Source organism: Sphingopyxis sp. GW821-FHT10B01 (genome assembly GCF_059415685.1).
Map to the genome: position 1 here is coordinate 576,099 of NZ_JBWKNS010000004.1, position 19,558 is coordinate 595,656.

Here is a 19,558-nt window from a genome sequence, read left to right on the forward strand (position 1 = left end):
CTTTGCTTTCTGCTGCATGATCTAACGGGTGCTCAGCGGTGTCGCGGCACGTCGCGTGTCAGAATTTCTTGCCGATCTTGATGCCGTAAGAGCGCGGCGGCAGATATTGCGCCGCCACGACTGCACCGGCGAGGGCGGCGGTCACAATCGAGCCCGCCTGCACTGTGCGGTTGGTCACGTTGTTCATGTAAAGGCTCGCATACCAGTCGCTGGCACCCTCGTAGCGAAGGCTGAGGTTCCCCATCGCGTAGGCCTTCTGGCTGTTGGTTAGATCGTTGAAGGGTGAAAAATAGACCCTGGAAGATGCGAATAACTCGCCGCGCAGGATGATCTCGCCATCAAATGCGTCGGCCATATACTCGGCGCCGATCTTGCCTGTCCATTTCGGGGCGTTTGAGAGAAGATTGCCCGAGAGATCGAGCGGAATTGCGGGATTGGTGCCGGGATTCCCCGACGTGTACGACTTGAAACGTGCGTGATTGTAGGCACCGAAGCCGTCGAGGGTCAGATGGTCCCCAATTTTAAGCCGGGTTTCGAGTTCGACGCCGTCGACCTTGGCGCTACCGGCATTCCGGATAATCGACGTGATGCCTGCGATCTGGCCTACTTGAAGATCTGTGTAGTCATAATGATAGACCGAAATGTTGGTGGTCAGCGCCCGGTTGAACCAACTGGCTTTCAATCCGGCTTCGTAGCTCCAGATTCGCTCGGGTTCAAACGCCGGTGTGACCGCTCCCACGGCAAAACCGCCGCTCTTGAAGCCCTTTTGGACCGTCACATAGGCGTTGACCGAAGGGCTGAATTCATAGCGAATGCCGAACTTCGGCGTAAAGGCGTTGAAGGAGACCCGATCGGGCAATCCGAGGCATCTAACGCAAGGAATGGTCGCCGTTGCCGCACCCTGACGGGCCACAATGTTCGTCGGCCCATTGCTGAACGAAAACTCGTCGCTGAGTTGTTTGCGCTCGCGCGAATATCTCGCACCAAGATTGAGCGTGAGGTTCGGCGTAACCCGAAAGCTGAAGTCGCCGAACAGGGCGTAGGCTTCGGTGCGCAACCTGCCGCCCTGGAAAAGCTGCGTGATGACCGGTGCGAAAAAAAGTGGGGCGTGCGCGTTGGCCCGGGCATAGTTATGCTCGTTGAAATAATAGGCACCCAGCAGCCAATCCAGCCGTTCTCCGCTGTTGGCGAGTTGCAACTCTTGGGAAACAGCGCGGTAATTTTCCTCGCGCGTGATGAACGCGCCGGGCTGGGCTGTCAGGTCGAGATCGCCGATAAAATAGAGAGAGCCTTTGCGATAGGCGCCGATCGACGTCAGGTCGGCGAAGGGCAGTTCGAACTTGCCGGTGAGCGATACGCCATATTCCTCCGGTCGGTAGGTTGGTTGGACATCGGTGCTGGCATCACGACGGTCAGCCGGGACCGTGAAGCCGCGATTGATCGCTGCGTTTGGTCCGCAGACGGGGTTGACGCAGCCAATGAAGTGATAGGCGCTCGCACTGTCGTCGCGCTTGAAATAGTCACCCTGCAGGGCAAAGCTGACCGTCTCGCTCGGCTGAAATTCCAATATGCCCCGAACGGCACGGCTTTTAAGGTCGTCGATGTCTTTGCCAGTGGTGACATTGGTACCCCAACCGTCGCGCTGTTCGAGCTTCATGGCGATCCGTGCACGTAGCGTATCGCCGGCTATCGGACCCCCGATCGCGCCCTCGATCGCCAGCGCGTTATAGTTGCCATAGCTGAAGTCGACATAACCTTCGGTGTCCGACGTTGGTTTGCGCGTGATGAGGTTGATTGCGCCGCCGGTCGCATTGCGGCCGTACAGAGTGCCCTGCGGACCGCGCGCCACTTCGACACGTTCCAGGTCGAAGAGAGCGGAAAGGGCCGCTGACGGGCGCGATTGGTATACACCATTGGTGTGGACGGCGACGCTGCTCTCTGCGCCCGCGGTGACGATGTCGAAGCCGATACCGCGAATGGCAACCACGCCGAGGCCGTTGCGCTGCGAGACATTGACGTTCGGGATCGAAGTCTGAACATCCATCAGGCTGGTGATGGGTGTTCGCTCAAGCGCTTCTCCGCTCAAGGCTGTGATCGCCATCGGGACATCCTGGAGAAGCTGCGAACGACGCTGCGCGGTGACGACGATTTCGCCCGCTGGCGTCTCTCTGGCTTCGATGTCGGTTGCGACCGCCTGAGCATATAGGCCCGTAGGTGCAAGCAACGCGATCGAGGCGGCGCCGACTTTCCAAAGATGCTTCGTCATGTTTCTCTCCCCTTGTCGCCAAGCGTTTGGATTCGGGCTTGCGCGCCTGGTGGCTCTCCCTCCACTCGGCATAGGCCGCGACTCGACTTGGCTTTCTTTGGACTGTACGTACGTCCAGTTTTGTTGTATGGATGTTGGTGAAGGGTTGTCAATGAAGAAATTGCCGGAGAAAAATGGTACCGCCGCGCGTACTGCGATCCTCGACGCGGCGGAGGAGCTATTCGCCCAGTCGGGTTTCGACGGCGTGCCGGTGCGCGAGATTGCAAAGCTTGCGGCGGTAAATCTGAGCTTGGTGACCTATCATTTCCCCTCCAAGGTCCAGTTGATGGAGGTGGTCGTGTCTCGCCGCGCGGATGCCCTCAACGCGATGCGATATGACATGCTGGAACAATTCTCCCGCGGTGGCAGCAGGAATCTGAAAGATCTGGTGGAAGCATTCACCGGGCCATTCCTGACCCTCATCGCTTCGGGCGATCGCGGATGGAAAAATTACTGGGAACTGGTTTCCCAATCCGTCAATTCTCCCAAATATTCTCACATGATCATGAAGCATTATAACGATATCGCGCGCGTCTACGCGGACCATCTGCGAGATTTGTTCGATCAGGAAGATGCCGAACGGGCTATCCGGGCAGTCGTGTTCAGCGTAGCGGTGATGATGGCCTCTTTCTCGGAAACCAGGCGCGTCGAGGCATTGTCGGACGGCAAGTTCCAGAGCGACGATCCGCACGTCTCCTATCCATTGATGGTGGAGTATGTTTGCGGCGGGATCGAGCGCATCATGACTGGCCCCGCCACCTGATATAGGTCACGAGGGCGAGCGCGCTTTCAAAACGCGCTGGGTAGAAGCTTAGAGGATGCACCCAAGCCGGGTCACTCCATGATTTCGCCGCGCATCCTCCTGTCCTGGGAGGGCGCGGCTGAGCTGTCGCTCCTATCTGCGAACATCGTCACCTCGGCATCGGCGCGAAGAAATTCTCCTTCTCCATTTGACCAAGGATCTTCTCGACCACCGCCCCGCCACGGGCCAGCAACCGGGCTTCGTCGTCGAACACGATCTTTCCGTCGAACAGCTTCCAGTCGCCGTCGATCATGACGTGGCGCACGGAAAAACCGTTGGCATACAGCAGATGGTTCCAAGGTTCGCGCGGCAGGGTGCCGTTGCCGACGAGCAATCCCATGACATTCACCGTGCACAGGTCCGCCTTGGCGCCCGGCACGATCTGGCCGAGATCGTCGCGGCCCAGCCCTCTCGCCCCGGCGCGCGTCGCGCTGTCCAGCCCGTTCCAGATGGTCGGCTCGAGCATCTTCACCGGGCTCGAATGATGTAGCAATTGTGTCCGCCCGCGTCCCTGCATCACGGCCAGCTTGAGATTTTCGAGATAGTCGTTCGAATGCGTATCGAGACCGATGGACGCATTCACCCCGGCGGCGAGCGCCTCGGGATAAGGCTCCGCCCCGACGAGCCGGCTGGCCCCGAGCGCAGAAGGGCAGAATACGAAAGTGAAATTCGGATTGGCCAGGATAGCGAAGTCCTCGGCTGCCTTTTCGAGGTTGAGACAATGCGCGCCGAAGCTTCTGACATCGAGCAGGCCCTCGTCGCGGAAGATCTCGATCTCGCGCTTGTTCCAGAAATCATGGAGTAGCTTGGTGCTCGCTGGATCGAATCCCGCCTGAAGATGGAGGTGTATGCCTGTTCCCAGTTCCTGCGCGGCTGCCTTGATGGCCGCGAAGGTCTCGTGGGTATGATAGGCCATGCCCGACGGCGCCATCATGATATGAATGCGGCCGTCCGCCGAGCCGTTCACGGTTCGCCCATAAGCGAGGTTGGCGGCGATCTGGGTCAGCGTGAGGTCAGCCGACGCCTGAAGCGCGGCAGGCGTGTTGAGGTTGCCATGGCTGCGCACGTCGGGCACCCGTGCGCCCGCATAGCCACGAATGCCGTATCTGGTGGCGACCCGTACATAGCTTTTCAGCTGATGGAGGCTCTGCGACATTTCGACCTGGGTGGTGCAGCCGCCACGCACGATCTCCGCCAGGTTGAGTGCAAAGAGATCGTCCAGCTCGTCGTCGCTTAGACTCTCCATCAGAACCTGGGCGCGGAAGAAGCTGCGATGCGGCGCCGCGGGATTGAAATCGGGATTCTCTTCAATCCACCCCCGGGTCATCGTTCCCGAGGCAGTATGTGTGTGACCCGATATAAAGCCCGGCAGCAATATCTGTCCGCGCGCGTCGATATATTGATCGTTACCGCTTTTGCGGGGACGCACTTCCTCGATCCGATCGCCCCGGACGACCACGTCATGATCGACAAGCATGTCGAGCTTATCGCCCTTGGGCACGAGCACCCAGCTCGGCTGAAGGATCGACACCTGCCCGTCGCGCGTCCGCGGAGCGGCAGCGCCTGCGTCATATCGGGTCCCTTGCGGTGCGGCCGCCAGCATGGAGCGCGACAACGGCGAAGTAGGCCGCTTCAAGGGGGAATCGTCGAACGCGCTCGCTGTCGCGGCCTGGCACAGCGAGCAGCCGCCAGCGTTCGATCCATGGATATGCGCGCCGACCGCGGTTGATGCCAGGGCCGATCGGCCGGCCAGCAGTGCCGCCGCTGCGATGCCGCCACGGATCAACTCGCGCCGCTGAATCCCGCCCGGATTTTCGCAACCGCCATGTTCACGCATTTAGGTTCTCCCTTTGTCGCCGCAAATCCGGCGCGATTTGTAAAGACAAGCTTTTCCGGCACGCAGGGGCGTGGCCGACGCGGACATACCGAGTGGCGCGTTTGGCCGCGCCGGCATCAGGCGCCCTCGACGATCACTATCTCGCCTTCCGCCGCGCCTTGGCGCAAGGCGGCGGCCGCCTGATAGATCGTCGAATTGTAGCAGGCCTGGGCCTGGCCCATATCGTCGAATTCGATCACCACGTTGCGGTGCCGCGACGGGCCTTCCAGCCTGGCTATCGGTCCGCCCCGCGCCAGGACGCGCGCGCCGTAGCGCTCGAAGGCCTTGGTGGCACCGGCGGCGTAACGGGCATATTTTTCCTGATCGAGGATATCGATCCGGGCAATCCAATAAGCCTTGGGCATCAGAATACTTTCGCTTTGAAGGTGTCGTGAAGGCGGCGCGCCGAGCCCCCCGGGGGGCCCAGCGCGCCCGGGTTCAGAACTTGATGCGAGCCGCCACGCGAAATACGCGGCCCAGGACATCGTAATAGCTGCGGTTGGTCTGCGGGGTTGCCGCGACCTGATTGCCATCCGGTCCGTTGGCGATCAGCACGGGCGACCGATTGAAGAGATTGAGAACCGAGAGTTGCAGGTTCGCATCTGTACCACCGAGTTTGAATGCATAGGCCAGCGAGGTATCGAAATAGATCGCCCCCGGAATATGATTATTGTTGATTGTGCGGTTCTGCGGCGTCGAGATCGGGCAGGATGTTGCGCACTCAATGTAGGAGTTGTCATACTTCCCGCTGCTGACACCACGTCCGGTCAAATTGAACGTGAGGGCATCGACCGCGTATGTGGCCGAAAAGCGATACAGCCAGCTTGGGGGGCCACCAGTAGGCACAAAGGATTCTTTGTTGGTACCTGCGAGGTCGCGCGGGAAATCGATACCATTGTCCAGAAGATTTTCCAGATAGTGGGTTGCCATCGCACGCAGTGTGATCGATCCCGGCAAGCCATCTGACAGATCGCTGAGATCTCGGCGATAGGACGCCTCGAAATCGATGCCGCGCGCTACTTGCCGGGCGAAGTTGAACGGCTTCAGCAACACTTCGGTGATTTGACGCGTCCCGCCTACGTCTCCAAATGTTATCAGATCGCAGAAATCGGACTTGTTCTGCTCGAAGCAGAGATTCACGATCGTTTGCGCGGCGACCGATCCGATCGCTTTCTTGATCCGGATGTCGTAATAGTCGACCGACATGCTGAGGCCCGGAATGAAGCTTGGTGTCAACACGACGCCTGCCGTCCAGCTGTCCGCAACCTCGGGCTTCAGATCGAGATTTCCGGTCGTCTTTTCGATAAAGCCGACTGCCGTATTGGTCGGCGGCACATTGACGGTATTGCTGCGCGACGTTCCTGCGGCAAACAATTCGTTGAGGTTTGGCGCACGGATATCGTGGCTGATACTGCCACGAAATCTCAGGTCGGCGATCGGCGTAAATGTAGCGCCGACTTTCCAGGTCTGGACGTCGCCTGAGGTGGAATAATGGGTGAAGCGGCCGGCGGCATTCAGATCCAGGCCTTTGACGATCGGCACCGCGATCTCGAGGAAACCCTCGGTGACGTCATACTTGCCCTTGTTGACCAGAAAATTGCCGGCGTACCAGCCCGAGCGATAAACGGGATCGACCGACCCGTTGACTTGCTCGCGGCGCCATTCGCCGCCGAAGGCGAGCGACAACGGACCGGCAGGGAGGGTCAGGAGTGTCCCGCTGAATGTTATCGCGGCGACATCCTGCTTGAGTGTCTGGTGCCGGAATGGCTGCTCGGGCCCGTAGATATAGGCTGTTGCCTGCGGCGTTATCCCGCCGACGCCGAGACGATTTATCGGAACACAGCCATTGGACGGATTAGCGAGCGTCGAGCGGCATATGATCGTGCCAGCGGCGATTCCAGCTGCATTGCCAGCCGGCGCGAACACGGCATCCATGGCCGCGTTCATGCGCGAGATATTATAGCTGCCGAGCGTTGCTTCGCGGAGCGAAGTCTCGCCCTTCTGATAATAACCGTTCCATTTCCACGATTCGCCGCCAATATCGAACTTGCCGGAGGCGCCGGCGACGAAGCGAACGACCTCTCTGACTGTATCGTTGCCGATAGACTCCAGCCCGGCATTCGTGGTCCCCATCACGAACGATGTTTGATTTGCGCCGGCCAGCGCTGCCTTCACCGAGGCCGGCAAGAAGGCGTTGTCGGCCCGGATCGTGACGTTCGCCACATTTGCTATCTGCGAAAAATAGTTATGGCCGCTGAAGCGGTTGTAGCTCGCTTGGGCGAAAATCTCGATATCCGGCGTCACATCGAAGCCGACGCGGCCGAACAGGGCGATACGCTGTTCGTCGGGAACCAACGGCTGCGTGCCCAGATAGTTGTTGAGCGTGACTTCGGTGTCGCCGCCGAGCATCCAGGGTCCGTTCGTCGCGCCATAAGCGAGCTGATTGACTGTCGCGAGCCCGGTGCCGGGATTGATCGTGCCGAAATAGGTTCCGCGGAGCGGGCCGCTGGTGATCAATCCGCCCGGCGCGACCTGGCTGGGGCCGATCCCTTTGCTGACGAGCAGGAATGGCTGGCCATTTCCGGCCGCATAGGCCGGGTTATTCATCTGGAAGAAGCCGCTATTGTTCCACGGGCGCGTGTTGAACCGGATGATCTGCTGCTTGAAATACTCGCCGCTGAAGAGGAGACTCAATCGGTCGTTGGCCAAACGCTCTCCCACGGTGAGCGATGCCTTGTAGTTCGGACCGTCTCCGTAAGTCGTTTCACCATATTCGACGGCGCCGCGGATGCCGGTGAATTTGGTATCGAGGATGAAATTGACGACACCGCCAACGGCGTCGGACCCATAGGCCGCCGACGCGCCGCCCGTCACCACTTCGACGCGCTGGACCAGATCCTGTGGGAATGTGTTGATGTCGACGATGCCCGTGGTCGACGACGCAACGGATCGCTGGCCATCGAGCAGTACCAGCGTGCGGTTGAGGCCAAGCGAGCGCAGGTTGATGCCGTTCAGGCCAGATTGACCGTTGCTGATTCCACCTGCCGAGTTGGCCGAGGTGAGGCTGCCTGCGATCGAAGGTAGCGTGTTTACGAAGTCCGCCAGGTTCGCTGGCGACTGTGCCTGGATGTCGGCGGCGGAGAGCACGCTGACCGGCGTTGGTGCGCTATATCCGTCACGGACGATCCGCGTGCCCGTCACGATGATATCCCCCCCGCCCGAAGCATCGGGGCCGGGAGGCGCCTCTTCGGTGGCGGCCTCGGCTGCTATGGCATCGCCCGGTACGTTCGTGGTCTGCGCGATCGCCGGGACCGTGTGGACAGAACAGGCGATTGCGCTCACCGAGAGCAACAGCCGCATCTGTGCGCCCAACGCGCCCTCGACCCGGTATTCGTTCGACTTTGTTGCCGAGCTGGTCATGTTATTTCCTCTCCTGTTTGACCTTGGTATTTGTTGCCGGAGCCAACTTGACGAATAGGCGCACTCATTCTGTCCGCGATGATCAGATCACGCGGTGCAATTTGGAATTTTGGAACAAGGGCTCGCGTAGATTTTCTACGCCTCGAAAACGGACCTTCCGCCACTGACTGTTTGAAGAATCTGGATTTTCATAATCTCTCCGGGGTCAACTTTCCTGATGTCGTCGGACAAGACGACATAGTCGGCGAGTTTGCTGACCGAGATGGATCCCTTGATGCTCTCTTCCTTCGAAGCATAGGCACCGTTCATCGTGTAGACTTGGAGGGCCTGATCAACCGTGATCGCCTGGGAGGCGCCCCATATTTCGCCGTTCCAGCCGCGGCGTGTAACCATGCTCTGGATGCCCATCAGCGGCGCGAACGGCGCCGGCGGAAAGTCCGAGCCCGCCGCTGCCCGAATGCCCATGTCGAAGAATGAGCGGAACGCCATGCATCTCTGCATGAGCTCCTGACCGTAGAAATGAAATTTGTCCGCGTTGTAATAGTTGTAGGTTGTGAATGGCACCGGGATGACACCCAGCGCCTTGATCCGCTTCAACAAGCTGTCCGTCATCACCGTACAGTGGGTGATCTTGGGACGTGCATCCATGACCGGGTACAGCTTCAATGCGCGCTCATACGCCGTGAGAACATGATCGATTGCGATGTCGCCATTGGCATGGCAATTCATCTGAATGCCGGCGCGATGCACGCGCTCGGTCCATGCGTTCAGCACGTCCTGGCTCTCGGTCACATTGCCCGTATAAGACGAGTTCCCACCCGGATAGGGGAAGCTCATCGCCATGGTCCGTTCCGCGAACGAACCGTCCGCCATATGCTCAAATGTCGCGCCGAACCGGATCCATTCGTCGCCGAAACCGGTACGAATGCCGTCCTTGATCATGTCATCCAGGATCTGGCCGTTGACCTCATAACTCACACGGTGGAGCAGATCGCCGCTGGCGCGTACCTCTTGTAGCGTGGTCAAGTCGCCGCCCTGGTGATGGACGCTGGTGAGACCTGACTTGACGAAATCCTTGGAAATGAGCGTCATGCTTGCCCGCGCGCGCGCAGCTGTTTCAGCTGTCTGTGGTCCGCTCGTCCACGTGGGCTTACCGAGAATGCGCATTGCATGGTCGGTGACACGCCCGTTCAACTCTCCATGCTCGTCCTTGTCGAATGTCCCGCCTTCCGGGTTCGGGGTGTTCTTCGTAATCCCTGCAAGTTCGAACGCCTTGCTGTTGTAGAAACAGGTATGCCCGCCGCGGTGCAGAACGAACACGGGATGAACCGTCGAGACCTTGTCGAGATCGGTGCGGGTCAGCACCCGGCCATCCTTGACCTTCATATCGTCGAAGAAGTAACCCTCGACCCACATCCCCGGCGGCGTCTGCGCCGCCTTGCGCTTGAGCTTTTCGACTATGCTCTCGATCGTCACGATCTCGACCGCGTAAGGATTGCCGACCAGAGTTTCGTAGAGCTGCCATTCGCCCAGCGCGTGTACGTGCGCATCGATAAAGCCGGGGCAGATCGTTGCTCCCTGAGCATCGACCACCTTGACGCCAGCGCCAATGGCACCCTTGATCTCGTCATTGCTTCCCACCGCCAGGAAGCGGCCGGCCTGCACTGCAAAGGCCTGCGCAGACGGCATCCGGGGGTCCATGGTGATCACGTTCGCGTTGATCACAGCATAGTCGGGCCTTTCGGTGGCAGCGAGCAGGGGGGCGCTCCAAAGCCCGCTCGAGCATCCGACAAGACCGACCCCAGCCGTCCTTAGAAAGTCGCGGCGACTGTTCCTCATGAATGACATAGCCTCAATCCCTCTCCGCTTTCTCTTTTCTGTGCCGCTATTCGACTGGCATGACGCGCAAAGCGCTCTCTGCGCGCCTTCCCGCCTTGATGAGATGGTTCGCAATGCAGGCGGCGCCACAGATGCCAACGGCGGCGATGCTGGCGATGACCTGCGCGGTCATCGATGGTGTCATGGCCATGGCTGCAAGGATGCCGATCATCGCCGCGATCGCGACGAGCGATCCCCATGGGTGAAGCCACATGCGCACCTTGATGCGGTCGGGCGCGGTTCGCTCCAGCCGCGAGCGCATCCGCAGTTGGGCGAATGCGATAATGAGGTAGATCACGATCATGATCGCACCACACGAGTTGACCAGGAACGTGAATATCCCCTGCGGTGCCAGCGTGGCGACCGCCAAGGTGGCATAGCTGAACGCACTACCGAGCATGATGGCACGCGATGGAACTTTCCGCTTGTCCAGCGCCACCAGACTGGCCGGAGCGTCGCCCTTTGTGGCGAGGCCGAAGAGGATTCTCGACGTGACGTACAGGCCCGAGTTCAGGCACGACAGCACCGCGACCAGAACGATGCAGTTCATGATCAAAGCCCCGCCCGGCAGATCTATTTGCTCCAGCACCGTTGTGAACGGAGACTGCCCCGGAACGACGCTGTTCCAGGGCACGCAGGCGACAATGAGGGCGACCGACAAGACGTAGAATATGAGAATCCGTGCTGCGACAGTCCCGGTCATCCGCGCGACGGTTCGCAGCGGCTCGGACGATTCCGCCGCGGCGATCGTTGCAATCTCCGCCCCTACCAGAGAGAAGATCACGGTCGTCGCGCCGCCCAGGATCGCCAGCCACCCGTTCGGGGCGAAACCGCCATGGGCTGTCAGATTGCTCCACGTGGCACCATTCCCGGACAAAAATCCGCTCGCATAGGCGAAGGCCAACGCAATGAAGGCGACGATCGACGCAACCTTGATCGAGGAAAACCAGAACTCGAATTCGCCAAATGATCGCGCCGACATCATATTGACGCCGGTTAGCACCGCCATCAGCGACGCGCTGATCGCCCATGGCGATACCTGTGGAATCCACCCATGCAGGATGGTTGCGCCAGCAATCGCCTCAATGGCGATCGCGATCACCCAAAAATACCAATAGAGCCAGCCGGTGACGAATCCCGCCCACTCTCCCAGCCCCTGTCGCGCAAAGTCCGCAAAGGATTCGGTGCCAGGCGATGCACAGGCCATCTCGCTCAACATGCGCATCACCAGCAGCACGACAATGCCGGCAGCGGCATAGCTGATCACCGCAGCTGGCCCAACCGTCGCGATTGCGCTGCTGCTGCCGACGAAGAGCCCGGCGCCAATGATGCCGCCAATGGCAATCATCTCAACATGCCGCGCCTTCAGTGTGTGGCCGAGGCCAGATTCCTCAGTAGGCCTGCCTGCGCCCGACGTAGTCGCCGTCTCTGCGATTTCGATCTGCCCGGTCATTCCACGACCGACAAAACAGAAGCGATTTTGCCTACGATCTCATCGATCTGACCTTCTTCGATGATCAGCGGCGGCGATAATGCAATAATATCGCCCGTCACGCGGATCATGAGGCCATCGTCGAAGCAGCGGCGGAACACGTCCAGCGCGCGGGCGCCGGGAGCGTTGTCGCGACCTTCGAGCTCGATACCGGCGATCAGGCCGATATTGCGGATGTCGATCACATGGCGGGCGTCGGCCAAGGAATGCAGTGCATCCTCCCAATAGGCTGCAAGCCCCGCAGCACGTGCGAAGAGGCCTTTCTCCTCGTAAACCTCTAGCGTGGCCAGGCCCGCCGCGGCCGCCAATGGATGCCCCGAATAGGTGTAGCCATGGAAAAACTCGATCCCCTTGGGCGCGGAATCGACGATAGCATCATGAATATCGCGCCGCGCTGCGACCGCGCCCATCGGCACCGTGCCGCTCGTCAACCCCTTCGCCATGGTTATGATGTCGGGGGTGACGCCGAAATACTCGGCCGCAGTCGCCGCACCGAGGCGGCCGAAACCCGTGATGACTTCATCAAAGATCAGCAGGATACCATGCCGCGCGGTGACTTCGCGCAGTTGTTCCAGATAGCCCCGGGGCGGGACCAGCACGCCGGTCGATCCGGCCACCGGTTCGACAATGACGGCGGCGATCGTCTCCGCGCCGTGCAACGCGACGAGGTCTTCCAGCTCTCCGGCCAGCGCCATATTGCTGTTCTGCATGCCGCGCGTGAACGGCGCCGCATGGCCGTGTGTATGGGAAAGATGGTCGACGCCCCAGACCTGAGCGCCAAAGCCTCGCCGGTTACCGCCGATGCCGCCAACGGACATGCCGCCAAAGTTTACGCCATGATAGCCGCGCTGGCGGCCAATCAACCGCGTCCGCGAAGGCTCGCCCCGGGCACGGTGATAGGCCAGCGCCATCTTGAGCGCGGTGTCCGCTGCTTCGGATCCGGAATCGGTGAAGAAAATGCGGTCCATGCCCGCCGGCATGATCCTGGCGAGCGCGTTCGCCAGCCGGAACGGGCCTTCATGACCCAGCTGAAATGTTGGCGCAAAGTCCAGCTGCGCGGCCTGTTCGGTGATCGCGTTGATGATCGCAGGCTGGGCATGGCCGGCATTCACACACCAGAGGCCCGCCGTTCCATCGAGAACGGGCGCGCCGGAGGGCGTGTAATAATGCATGCCGCGTGCCTGCGAAATCATTCGCGGATTGGCTTTAAAGTATCGATTGTCGGTGAACGGCATCCAGAACGCCGCGAGATCGATGCCGCCATCGCTCGACCCCGCGGGGCGGGGGGAAGCTTCCGGCGGAATATTCTCAGCAAGCACTTTATTCCTCTCCCTCGCTCGGCCCATCTGGCTCTCTGAAGCAATTTCTCGAACAAGGGCCGGATCGGCTAGTCGCTATCGTGACCCATTGTGCTGCCTTTTCAGCAGCACCCACCGCTGCCCAGACCGCCAACACCGACCCCGCTGCTGGCGCCCGGCGCTAGTTCCGCTCCTCCGTCTGCGCGGCACATTGTTTCAGAAATGATCGCAGGGATGCGATCCCGGGATGTAGCCAGCGGTCTTCGCGCGCAACGAAGCAATAGCTGCCGAACACGACCGGCTTGGCATCCGGCAGCTTGATTTCGGCCAGTTCGCCTCGGGCCAGTTCCTTCTGGACGAGATAGTCGCTGGCGAGCGCAACGCCGCGCCCTTGCCGCGCCGCTGCAATGGCCAGATGCGCATGCCAGACCATGGTTCCCGGAAGGCTGCTGTCATATCGGACACCGTTCAGCCTGAACCAGGCCGGCCATTCCGAGAGGCTGTCCGTATGAAGCAGCAAAGCTTCGCGTGCCAGCGCCGCGACCGAGGGCAGGGCCGACAGGCGGCGCGCAAGATCGGGGTGCGCGACAGCTTTTTGCAGCGGGCGCGCCAGTTCGCAAAATTTCAGGCCCTTGCCGCCGGGATCGGGCGACCAGTCATCGCCGTAGAAACGGATATCGACGTCCGCTTCGTGCCTCAGCAGATTGGCGATCTCGTCTGTCGGACGAAGTTCTACCAAGAGGTCCGGATTGCTGTCAGAAAATGCCGCGAGTTGATGAGACAGCCACTGCGCTGCGAAGCCCGGGATCGACCAGATAGCAAGCGGCCGGTTTTTTCGCAGATCGACAAGGTCTTTTGTCGCGGACGCAAGTTCCGACAATGTTGCCGAGATGCGGGCATGATAGAGTTCTCCCGCTTCGGTCAGCGCCATACGGCCGCCTGACCTGTCTATCAGCGCGGCGCCCGTCCATTCTTCAAGTGACTTGAGATGCCGGCTGACGACGGCATTGTTGACCCCCAGCGCGGCCGCAGCTTTGCGCATCCCGCCCAATCGGCCCAGCGCTTCAAATGCGCGCAGCGACGCGAAGGGAGGGATCGTCCGGTTGTACCGGTCCGCGATCTCGTCGTCCTTAAGAACAGACCTTTCCATGTTCACCACCCATTTCAGCGCCAGGGAAGCAATCGCCAGGCGTGACGTCCGCGACCTGGGTTTATTCGCTGGCCCATTGCGCGCTCGAGCACAGCTACAAGCATTGCGTTTCGACTAGCCGGCCGCCCACGGGGTTATTTGGGCGGCCGGGGTCGCGGCAAGCGTCGCGGCAACAACGAGCGTAGATAAATGCAATGCTCGGTGGACGAGGCCGCGACGTTCCCAAAGGGCTTCGGCTAGAAGTTGATGTCGAGAGCGGCGCCGATGGTCCGGAAGGAATCCGGGGTCCAGAAGGTAAGATAATCGCCGCCGCGACTTGCATCGCCGAGAAAGCCGTCGAGCGGATTGCGGATGATCAGCCCGGGATGGCGCTTGTCGAGAATGTTGCGCCCAAAGACGGAGAGTTTCCATCGCCCGTTTTCGGCACGCACACCGATGCTTCCGCCAAGCAGTCCGTATCCGCCGACGTGGGTCTTGGGATCCTCGGTTGCTGAATCGAAGTAATCGCTGCGATGGTACCAGGTCACATCAGCGAGTCCGACCAGCCCCCCGGATATGGGTTTCTCGTAGGAGGCCGATAGCGTGTAGGTCCACTTGGACGATCCCTGGAGGCGGTTACCACTCGCATCGGTCGTATTGTTCGGCAGGCATACTCCGGAGCCGCTGGTGCCCCTTGGCTGCAACGGATAACAGGGATTGCCCTGGAAGCTTTTGTAGAAGGCGTCGATATAAGACAGGCTTCCGGAAAGGGAGAGCCCCACGTCCGTCCGCAGGCTCGCCTGAATTTCGGCGCCGCGCGATTTGAGGCTACCGGCATTCAACAGTAGCGTTGCAGCATTGAAGCTTGAGAAGGCCTGAGCCTGGAACCCCTTGAACGTCTCGTCCCAGACCGAGACGTTCAACGTCAGTTTGCGGTCGAAAAGCCGCGACTTGATACCGAGTTCCCAGGCGAGCGGGATTTCCTTGCCGACGACCGGGCTCGGGTCGGCGACGTTCCTTGAAAGTCCCGGACCTTTATAGCCTCGCGTGTACGAGCCGTAGATCATCAGGTCGCGATCGACCTCATACTGCAGGCCGAACTTGTACGAGAGGTTCGTCTCCTTGGCGGAATAGTCGAAGGTCCCGGTTCGTTGCAGGGCGATGAGGTTGGGGCCCTTCACCCAGGTTCCCGCGTTGCCGATACTGTCGTGGGTGACTCTCAGGCCGCCGATCGCCTTCAGCCCGTCGACGAGCGTGAACGTGGCCTGCCCATAAGCTGCGATCGTATCCGCCTTGGTCCGCCACTGTCCGGTTACACCAATATAGCCTGTAAGCGGCGGGAGCGTCCCCGAATAAATCCCGACTGCGTTGCTCCCCTGCTGCAAAAGGGCGCCATAGCTGCCGTGGAAATAGTAGATCCCCGCGACATATTCGAGCCTTCCGCCGGTTGGCGAAAGCAAACGGAGCTCGTTGCTGAATTGCCAATAGTCCTTGCGCGTGACATTCGTGTCCCAGGTCGAAATCGGGAGATGGTCGACGTCGCCGCCGCTCGCATCCTCGTAGAAGCGATAGGCAGCGAGATTGCTGATGGTCATGCCGTTGCCGAGGTGGAACGACGCTTCGCTCTGAACGCCGCCGGCCGAGAAGTTGCCCCAATATTCTTCATTGTCCGCAACCTTGTTGTTGAGTGCGGAAGAAGCATCGATCTCGGGCGAGTATATGGCGTTCTGCGTCGCGAGGAACCCGCCCGGAGCGACGAGCGAATTGCTGTAGACGGTCAGGCCTGCGCCATCGCTGTGGGTGATTTCCCCGATCGTATAGAGGTCGAAACTGTCCGAAGGCTCCCAGTAGAGCTTGGCCCGCATCCCGAACTGCGTCTGGCCATAGCTCCCGTCGGAGGAATAGACATTCTTGACGAGCGGGTCGCGATGCATTCCGAAAATGGAAATTCGTGAGGCCAAGGTGTCGCTGAGCGGCAGGTTGATCGTCGCCTGGCCGATAGCTTCCGTCCCGCCAGCGTTGGTATTCTGCGAGCCGTACGAGAAGTGGGCCGTCCCGGATGTTTCGTTCAGCACCGGCTTCTTGGTGACGATGTTGATGACGCCGGCTGAGGCATTCTTGCCGAACAGGGTGCCTTGCGGACCGGACAGGACCTCGATGCGATCGACGTCGAACAGCTGGAACGCCGCCATACGTGGCTGTCCGAGGCTGACACCATCGATGACGGTCGAGACGCTCGGTTCGACCGATTCCTGAAACACCGCCGTTCCGACACCCCGGATCGACCAGGAAACACCCGTAGGAGCGTGGTTCTGCGTCTGCTGCTGCAGGCTCGGGGCAAGCTGCGTGATCTGCATCATGTCGGTCAAATTGCGCTGTGTGAGCTGCTCGCCACTGGTGACATTGACCGATACTGGCACCGTCTGGAGACTTTGCTCACGCTTCTGCGCGGTCACCACAATGTCGTCTTGGCCAGCCGGCTCCGCGGTGGCGGCTTGTTCGGGCCGCTCTTGCGCCTTGGCTGCGTGAGCGATCAATAAACCGGTAGAAATGCATACCAAACTGCACGAAAGTCGCCAGTAAAATGGATTTTTCATGATCCAAACTCCCCAGATATATAAAAATGTCCTTATTATTATTATAAAGTTTTGTAGTATTATTTGGAACAATATGAAAATATTGGTCCGCATCGACCTCTGATCGATTGATCTGAGAACGTCAGTTGGCGAGCGGCCGCTGGTGAAATTCCCCGGACACAATCACCGAGTTCCGGCCGATTCTCCATAAATGTCGCACAAAATATGCCATTTTCCGCACAAAATATCGATTTGTGGTAGGTAATGCCATTAGATTGTCGGACAATATGACATCTGTCAACGAGGAATCTTGCCATTGTCCGACAATTTGGGTAGTCGGCTGGAAACAGGAGAAGAATGTGGCCGACGCTGACCCTCAAAACGTCCAGAAATCCGCGACCGGCACGCTTGCTCAAACATTGGTCGAGGAGATTACCGGACGCATCGTGCGCGGCGAATATCGTCCGGGCCAGCGCTTGATCGAAGCTGATCTGGCTGCCGATTTCGGTGTGGGGCGTGGAAGTATTCGCGAGGCTCTGCGGCGACTGGAGGCGAATCGCTATATCCGATTTGGGCCCAACCGCGGCGCCATGATCTCGCGGCCCACTGGCAAACAGGTGACCGACATGCTGCGCATCCGCGCGGTGATTGCCGGACTTGGGGCCCGCGCGGCGGCCGAGCGGATCGACCTGCCTGGCCATCGCGAAGCCGTGCTGAACATCATCAAGGAAATCGATGCCGAACTGGCCGGCGAGACCCCGGGCGACCACCGCAAGGGTAACGGACGTTTCCACCGCACACTGAATGACTTGTCGGGGATCGAGGAAATCGGTGACCTGATGGATCAGATCAACATTCCCATGCTCTACGAACTATACTTCAGGGACCTCACCGACGAGCAGTGGCGGATCAATCTCGAAGATCACTTCGATCTCGCCCGCGCTGTCCTCGCGGGCGATGGCGATGCGGCTGAAGCCATTGCCAAACGGCACATGCATCGCATGATCGACCGGGCAAAGCTGATAGCGGAGATATGGGCAACCTGAAGGCGGCTTCCGGGGCGCGGCGATAAAGTTCGGGGCGTTGTGCTTTTCTGATGCAGGTGAGCCAAATGATAAGGACTCGTCTCTGTGTCGTACCGGCCCCGCACGGGTGGCCAAGAAGGGGCGACCGGGATCTCGCTGATGAAGACAATCCGTGACATCGGAGCCGATGGAGTTGGCGATGCGATTTGACGTGGTGATCGTTGGGGCCGGGCATGGCGGCGCGCAGGTGGCAATCATGCTGCGGACGCAGAAGTTCGAAGGCAGTATCGCGATCGTCGGCGACGAGCCCGAACTACCCTATGAACGTCCGCCGCTGTCGAAGGAATATTTCGCGGGCGAGAAGGAATTCGAACGCATCCAGCTGCGTCCCGCCAAATATTGGGACGAGCGCGAAGTCGCGATGCTGCTCGGCAAGCGCGTCGTGTCGGTTGATCCGATTGCCCATAGCGTCACGACCGACGGCGGCGAAACGATCGGCTATGGCAAGCTCGTTTGGGCGACCGGCGGAGCCCCCCGGATGCTGCCGATCCCCGGCGGCGACTTGCCCGGCGTGCAGGGCGTGCGCACCCGCGCCGATGCCGATGCGATGAAGGCCGCGTCGGAGACCGCGGGCCAGATCGTCGTAATCGGTGGTGGCTATATCGGGCTTGAAGCCGCGGCGGTGCTCACCAAGGCGGGCAAGAAGGTCGTGCTGCTCGAGGCGCTCGACCGCGTGCTCGCGCGCGTTGCGGGCCCCGAGCTGTCGCGCTTCTATGAGAAAGAGCACCGCGACCATGGCGTCGACCTGCGGCTCGGTGTCTGCGTCGATGCGATCGAGGGCGAGACCCGGGTCACCGGCGTCCGCCTGTCGACAGGAGAACTGATCCCCGCCGATCTTGTGATCGTCGGCATCGGCATCGTCCCCGCGGTCGAACCGCTGATCGCGGCGGGGGCCGAGGGCGGCAATGGTGTGCTCGTCGACCGGCTCTGCAAGACGAGCCTGCTCGACATCTATGCGATCGGCGACTGTGCGGCGCATGAGAATGGCTTTGCGGAAGGCGCGGTCATTCGGCTCGAATCGGTGCAGAACGCCAATGATCAGGCGAATGTCGTCGCCAAGGGCATCGTCGGCGACGAGGCAAATTACCACGCCATCCCGTGGTTCTGGTCGAACCAGTATGACCTGAAGCTCCAGACCGCGGGCCTGTCGACCGGGCACGATCAGGCGGTGCTGCGCGGCGACCCCGCGACGCGCAGCTTCTCGGTTGTGTACCTCAAGGCAGGCAAAGTGATCGCGATCGACTGCGTCAATGCGACGAAAGACTATGTGCAGGGCCGGATGATCGTCACCGCGGGGTTGGCGGCAACCCCCGAACAGCTCGCCGACACCGAAACCCCGTTGAAGGCCTTGCTCCCCGCCTGACCGCTACCAACGGATCGTCACCCCGACGGTGCCGCCGTACCGCCGGCTGCGCGGGCCGTCGGCGTCGATTTTTTGGGCAGAGGTTGATGTCAGCTGCTTCATAACGCAGGTGATTGTAGGACGATTTTTCTTTGGCCCGTTGACATGGGATTGATTGTATGACAATCGTCTCTGAGATATGACGTAAAATCTGGTTTTACGGCATCAATCTTACGATTTTTTGATGAAATTGTCATACATAATTAGGTGTCGGGGATCGGTCATCCCGGTCATCCCGGTCATCCCGGTCATCCCGGTCATCCCGGTCATCCCGGTCATCCCGGTCATCCCGGTC

At 60.2% G+C, this 19,558-nt stretch carries 12 protein-coding genes; 3 read left to right on the top strand and 9 right to left on the bottom strand.

Annotation, left to right across the window (positions count from 1 at the left end; genetic code table 11):
- Positions 1 to 58 precede the first annotated feature (58 nt).
- Positions 59 to 2,338: a TonB-dependent receptor gene (locus AC07NV_RS15475; protein ID WP_495167253.1), complete on the bottom strand. Its 2,280-nt coding sequence runs from the start codon at positions 2,336 to 2,338 to the stop codon at positions 59 to 61.
- A gap of 79 nt (positions 2,339 to 2,417) precedes the next feature.
- On the opposite strand from AC07NV_RS15475, the gene AC07NV_RS15480 reads away from it, so the two are divergent.
- Positions 2,418 to 3,068 (top strand): TetR/AcrR family transcriptional regulator, encoded by a 651-nt coding sequence (locus tag AC07NV_RS15480; RefSeq protein WP_495167254.1) that lies wholly within the window; start codon positions 2,418 to 2,420, stop codon positions 3,066 to 3,068.
- A 148-nt stretch (positions 3,069 to 3,216) separates the two neighbouring features.
- Here the strand turns inward: AC07NV_RS15480 and AC07NV_RS15485 are convergent, their stop codons facing one another.
- The 8 genes from AC07NV_RS15485 to AC07NV_RS15520 all read right to left on the bottom strand — a co-directional run bounded on the left by AC07NV_RS15485 (position 3,217) and on the right by AC07NV_RS15520 (position 16,797).
- Positions 3,217 to 4,944: an amidohydrolase family protein gene (locus AC07NV_RS15485; RefSeq protein ID WP_495167255.1), complete on the bottom strand. Its 1,728-nt coding sequence runs from the start codon at positions 4,942 to 4,944 to the stop codon at positions 3,217 to 3,219.
- A gap of 116 nt (positions 4,945 to 5,060) precedes the next feature.
- Positions 5,061 to 5,348, bottom strand: a complete 288-nt coding sequence (locus tag AC07NV_RS15490; protein WP_495167256.1) for a DUF1330 domain-containing protein — start codon at positions 5,346 to 5,348, stop codon at positions 5,061 to 5,063.
- A 73-nt stretch (positions 5,349 to 5,421) separates the two neighbouring features.
- A complete protein-coding gene (locus AC07NV_RS15495) occupies positions 5,422 to 8,403 on the bottom strand; it encodes a TonB-dependent receptor plug domain-containing protein (protein ID WP_495167257.1) in 2,982 nt (993 codons plus the stop codon).
- Between the two features lie 135 nt (positions 8,404 to 8,538).
- On the bottom strand, positions 8,539 to 10,242 hold the full coding sequence (locus tag AC07NV_RS15500; protein WP_495167258.1) for an amidohydrolase: 1,704 nt from the start codon (positions 10,240 to 10,242) through the stop codon (positions 8,539 to 8,541).
- A 46-nt stretch (positions 10,243 to 10,288) separates the two neighbouring features.
- A complete protein-coding gene (locus AC07NV_RS15505) occupies positions 10,289 to 11,734 on the bottom strand; it encodes an amino acid permease (protein ID WP_495167259.1) in 1,446 nt (481 codons plus the stop codon).
- Positions 11,731 to 13,092 carry an omega-aminotransferase AptA gene (gene aptA, locus AC07NV_RS15510; RefSeq protein WP_495167260.1) on the bottom strand — a complete coding sequence of 454 codons (1,362 nt, stop codon included), beginning with the start codon at positions 13,090 to 13,092 and terminating at the stop codon, positions 11,731 to 11,733. The genes AC07NV_RS15505 and aptA overlap by 4 nt, the downstream gene beginning before the upstream one ends.
- Positions 13,093 to 13,252: 160 nt before the next feature.
- Entirely contained in the window at positions 13,253 to 14,221 is a 969-nt protein-coding gene (locus AC07NV_RS15515; RefSeq protein ID WP_495167261.1) for a LysR substrate-binding domain-containing protein, read from the bottom strand.
- A gap of 236 nt (positions 14,222 to 14,457) precedes the next feature.
- A complete protein-coding gene (locus tag AC07NV_RS15520) occupies positions 14,458 to 16,797 on the bottom strand; it encodes a TonB-dependent receptor (protein ID WP_495167262.1) in 2,340 nt (779 codons plus the stop codon).
- A 338-nt stretch (positions 16,798 to 17,135) separates the two neighbouring features.
- Between AC07NV_RS15520 and AC07NV_RS15525 the strand changes: the two genes are divergently transcribed.
- Both AC07NV_RS15525 and AC07NV_RS15530 read left to right on the top strand, forming a co-directional pair.
- Positions 17,136 to 17,822, top strand: coding sequence for a GntR family transcriptional regulator (locus AC07NV_RS15525; RefSeq protein WP_495167263.1), 687 nt, complete (start codon positions 17,136 to 17,138; stop codon positions 17,820 to 17,822).
- Positions 17,823 to 18,000: 178 nt separating this feature from the next.
- Positions 18,001 to 19,224 carry an NAD(P)/FAD-dependent oxidoreductase gene (locus AC07NV_RS15530; RefSeq protein WP_495167264.1) on the top strand — a complete coding sequence of 408 codons (1,224 nt, stop codon included), beginning with the start codon at positions 18,001 to 18,003 and terminating at the stop codon, positions 19,222 to 19,224.
- Positions 19,225 to 19,558: the final 334 nt, after the last annotated feature.

Coding starts and splice junctions, on each gene's coding strand:
- AC07NV_RS15475 (WP_495167253.1), bottom strand. CDS start 2,338: ATGCCGAGTGGAGGGAGAGCCACCAGGCGCGCAAGCCCGAATCCAAAC.
- AC07NV_RS15480 (WP_495167254.1), top strand. CDS start 2,418: ATGAAGAAATTGCCGGAGAAAAATGGTACCGCCGCGCGTACTGCGATC.
- AC07NV_RS15485 (WP_495167255.1), bottom strand. CDS start 4,944: ATGCGTGAACATGGCGGTTGCGAAAATCCGGGCGGGATTCAGCGGCGC.
- AC07NV_RS15490 (WP_495167256.1), bottom strand. CDS start 5,348: ATGCCCAAGGCTTATTGGATTGCCCGGATCGATATCCTCGATCAGGAA.
- AC07NV_RS15495 (WP_495167257.1), bottom strand. CDS start 8,403: ATGACCAGCTCGGCAACAAAGTCGAACGAATACCGGGTCGAGGGCGCG.
- AC07NV_RS15500 (WP_495167258.1), bottom strand. CDS start 10,242: ATGAGGAACAGTCGCCGCGACTTTCTAAGGACGGCTGGGGTCGGTCTT.
- AC07NV_RS15505 (WP_495167259.1), bottom strand. CDS start 11,734: ATGACCGGGCAGATCGAAATCGCAGAGACGGCGACTACGTCGGGCGCA.
- AC07NV_RS15515 (WP_495167261.1), bottom strand. CDS start 14,221: ATGGAAAGGTCTGTTCTTAAGGACGACGAGATCGCGGACCGGTACAAC.
- AC07NV_RS15520 (WP_495167262.1), bottom strand. CDS start 16,797: ATGAAAAATCCATTTTACTGGCGACTTTCGTGCAGTTTGGTATGCATT.
- AC07NV_RS15530 (WP_495167264.1), top strand. CDS start 18,001: ATGCGATTTGACGTGGTGATCGTTGGGGCCGGGCATGGCGGCGCGCAG.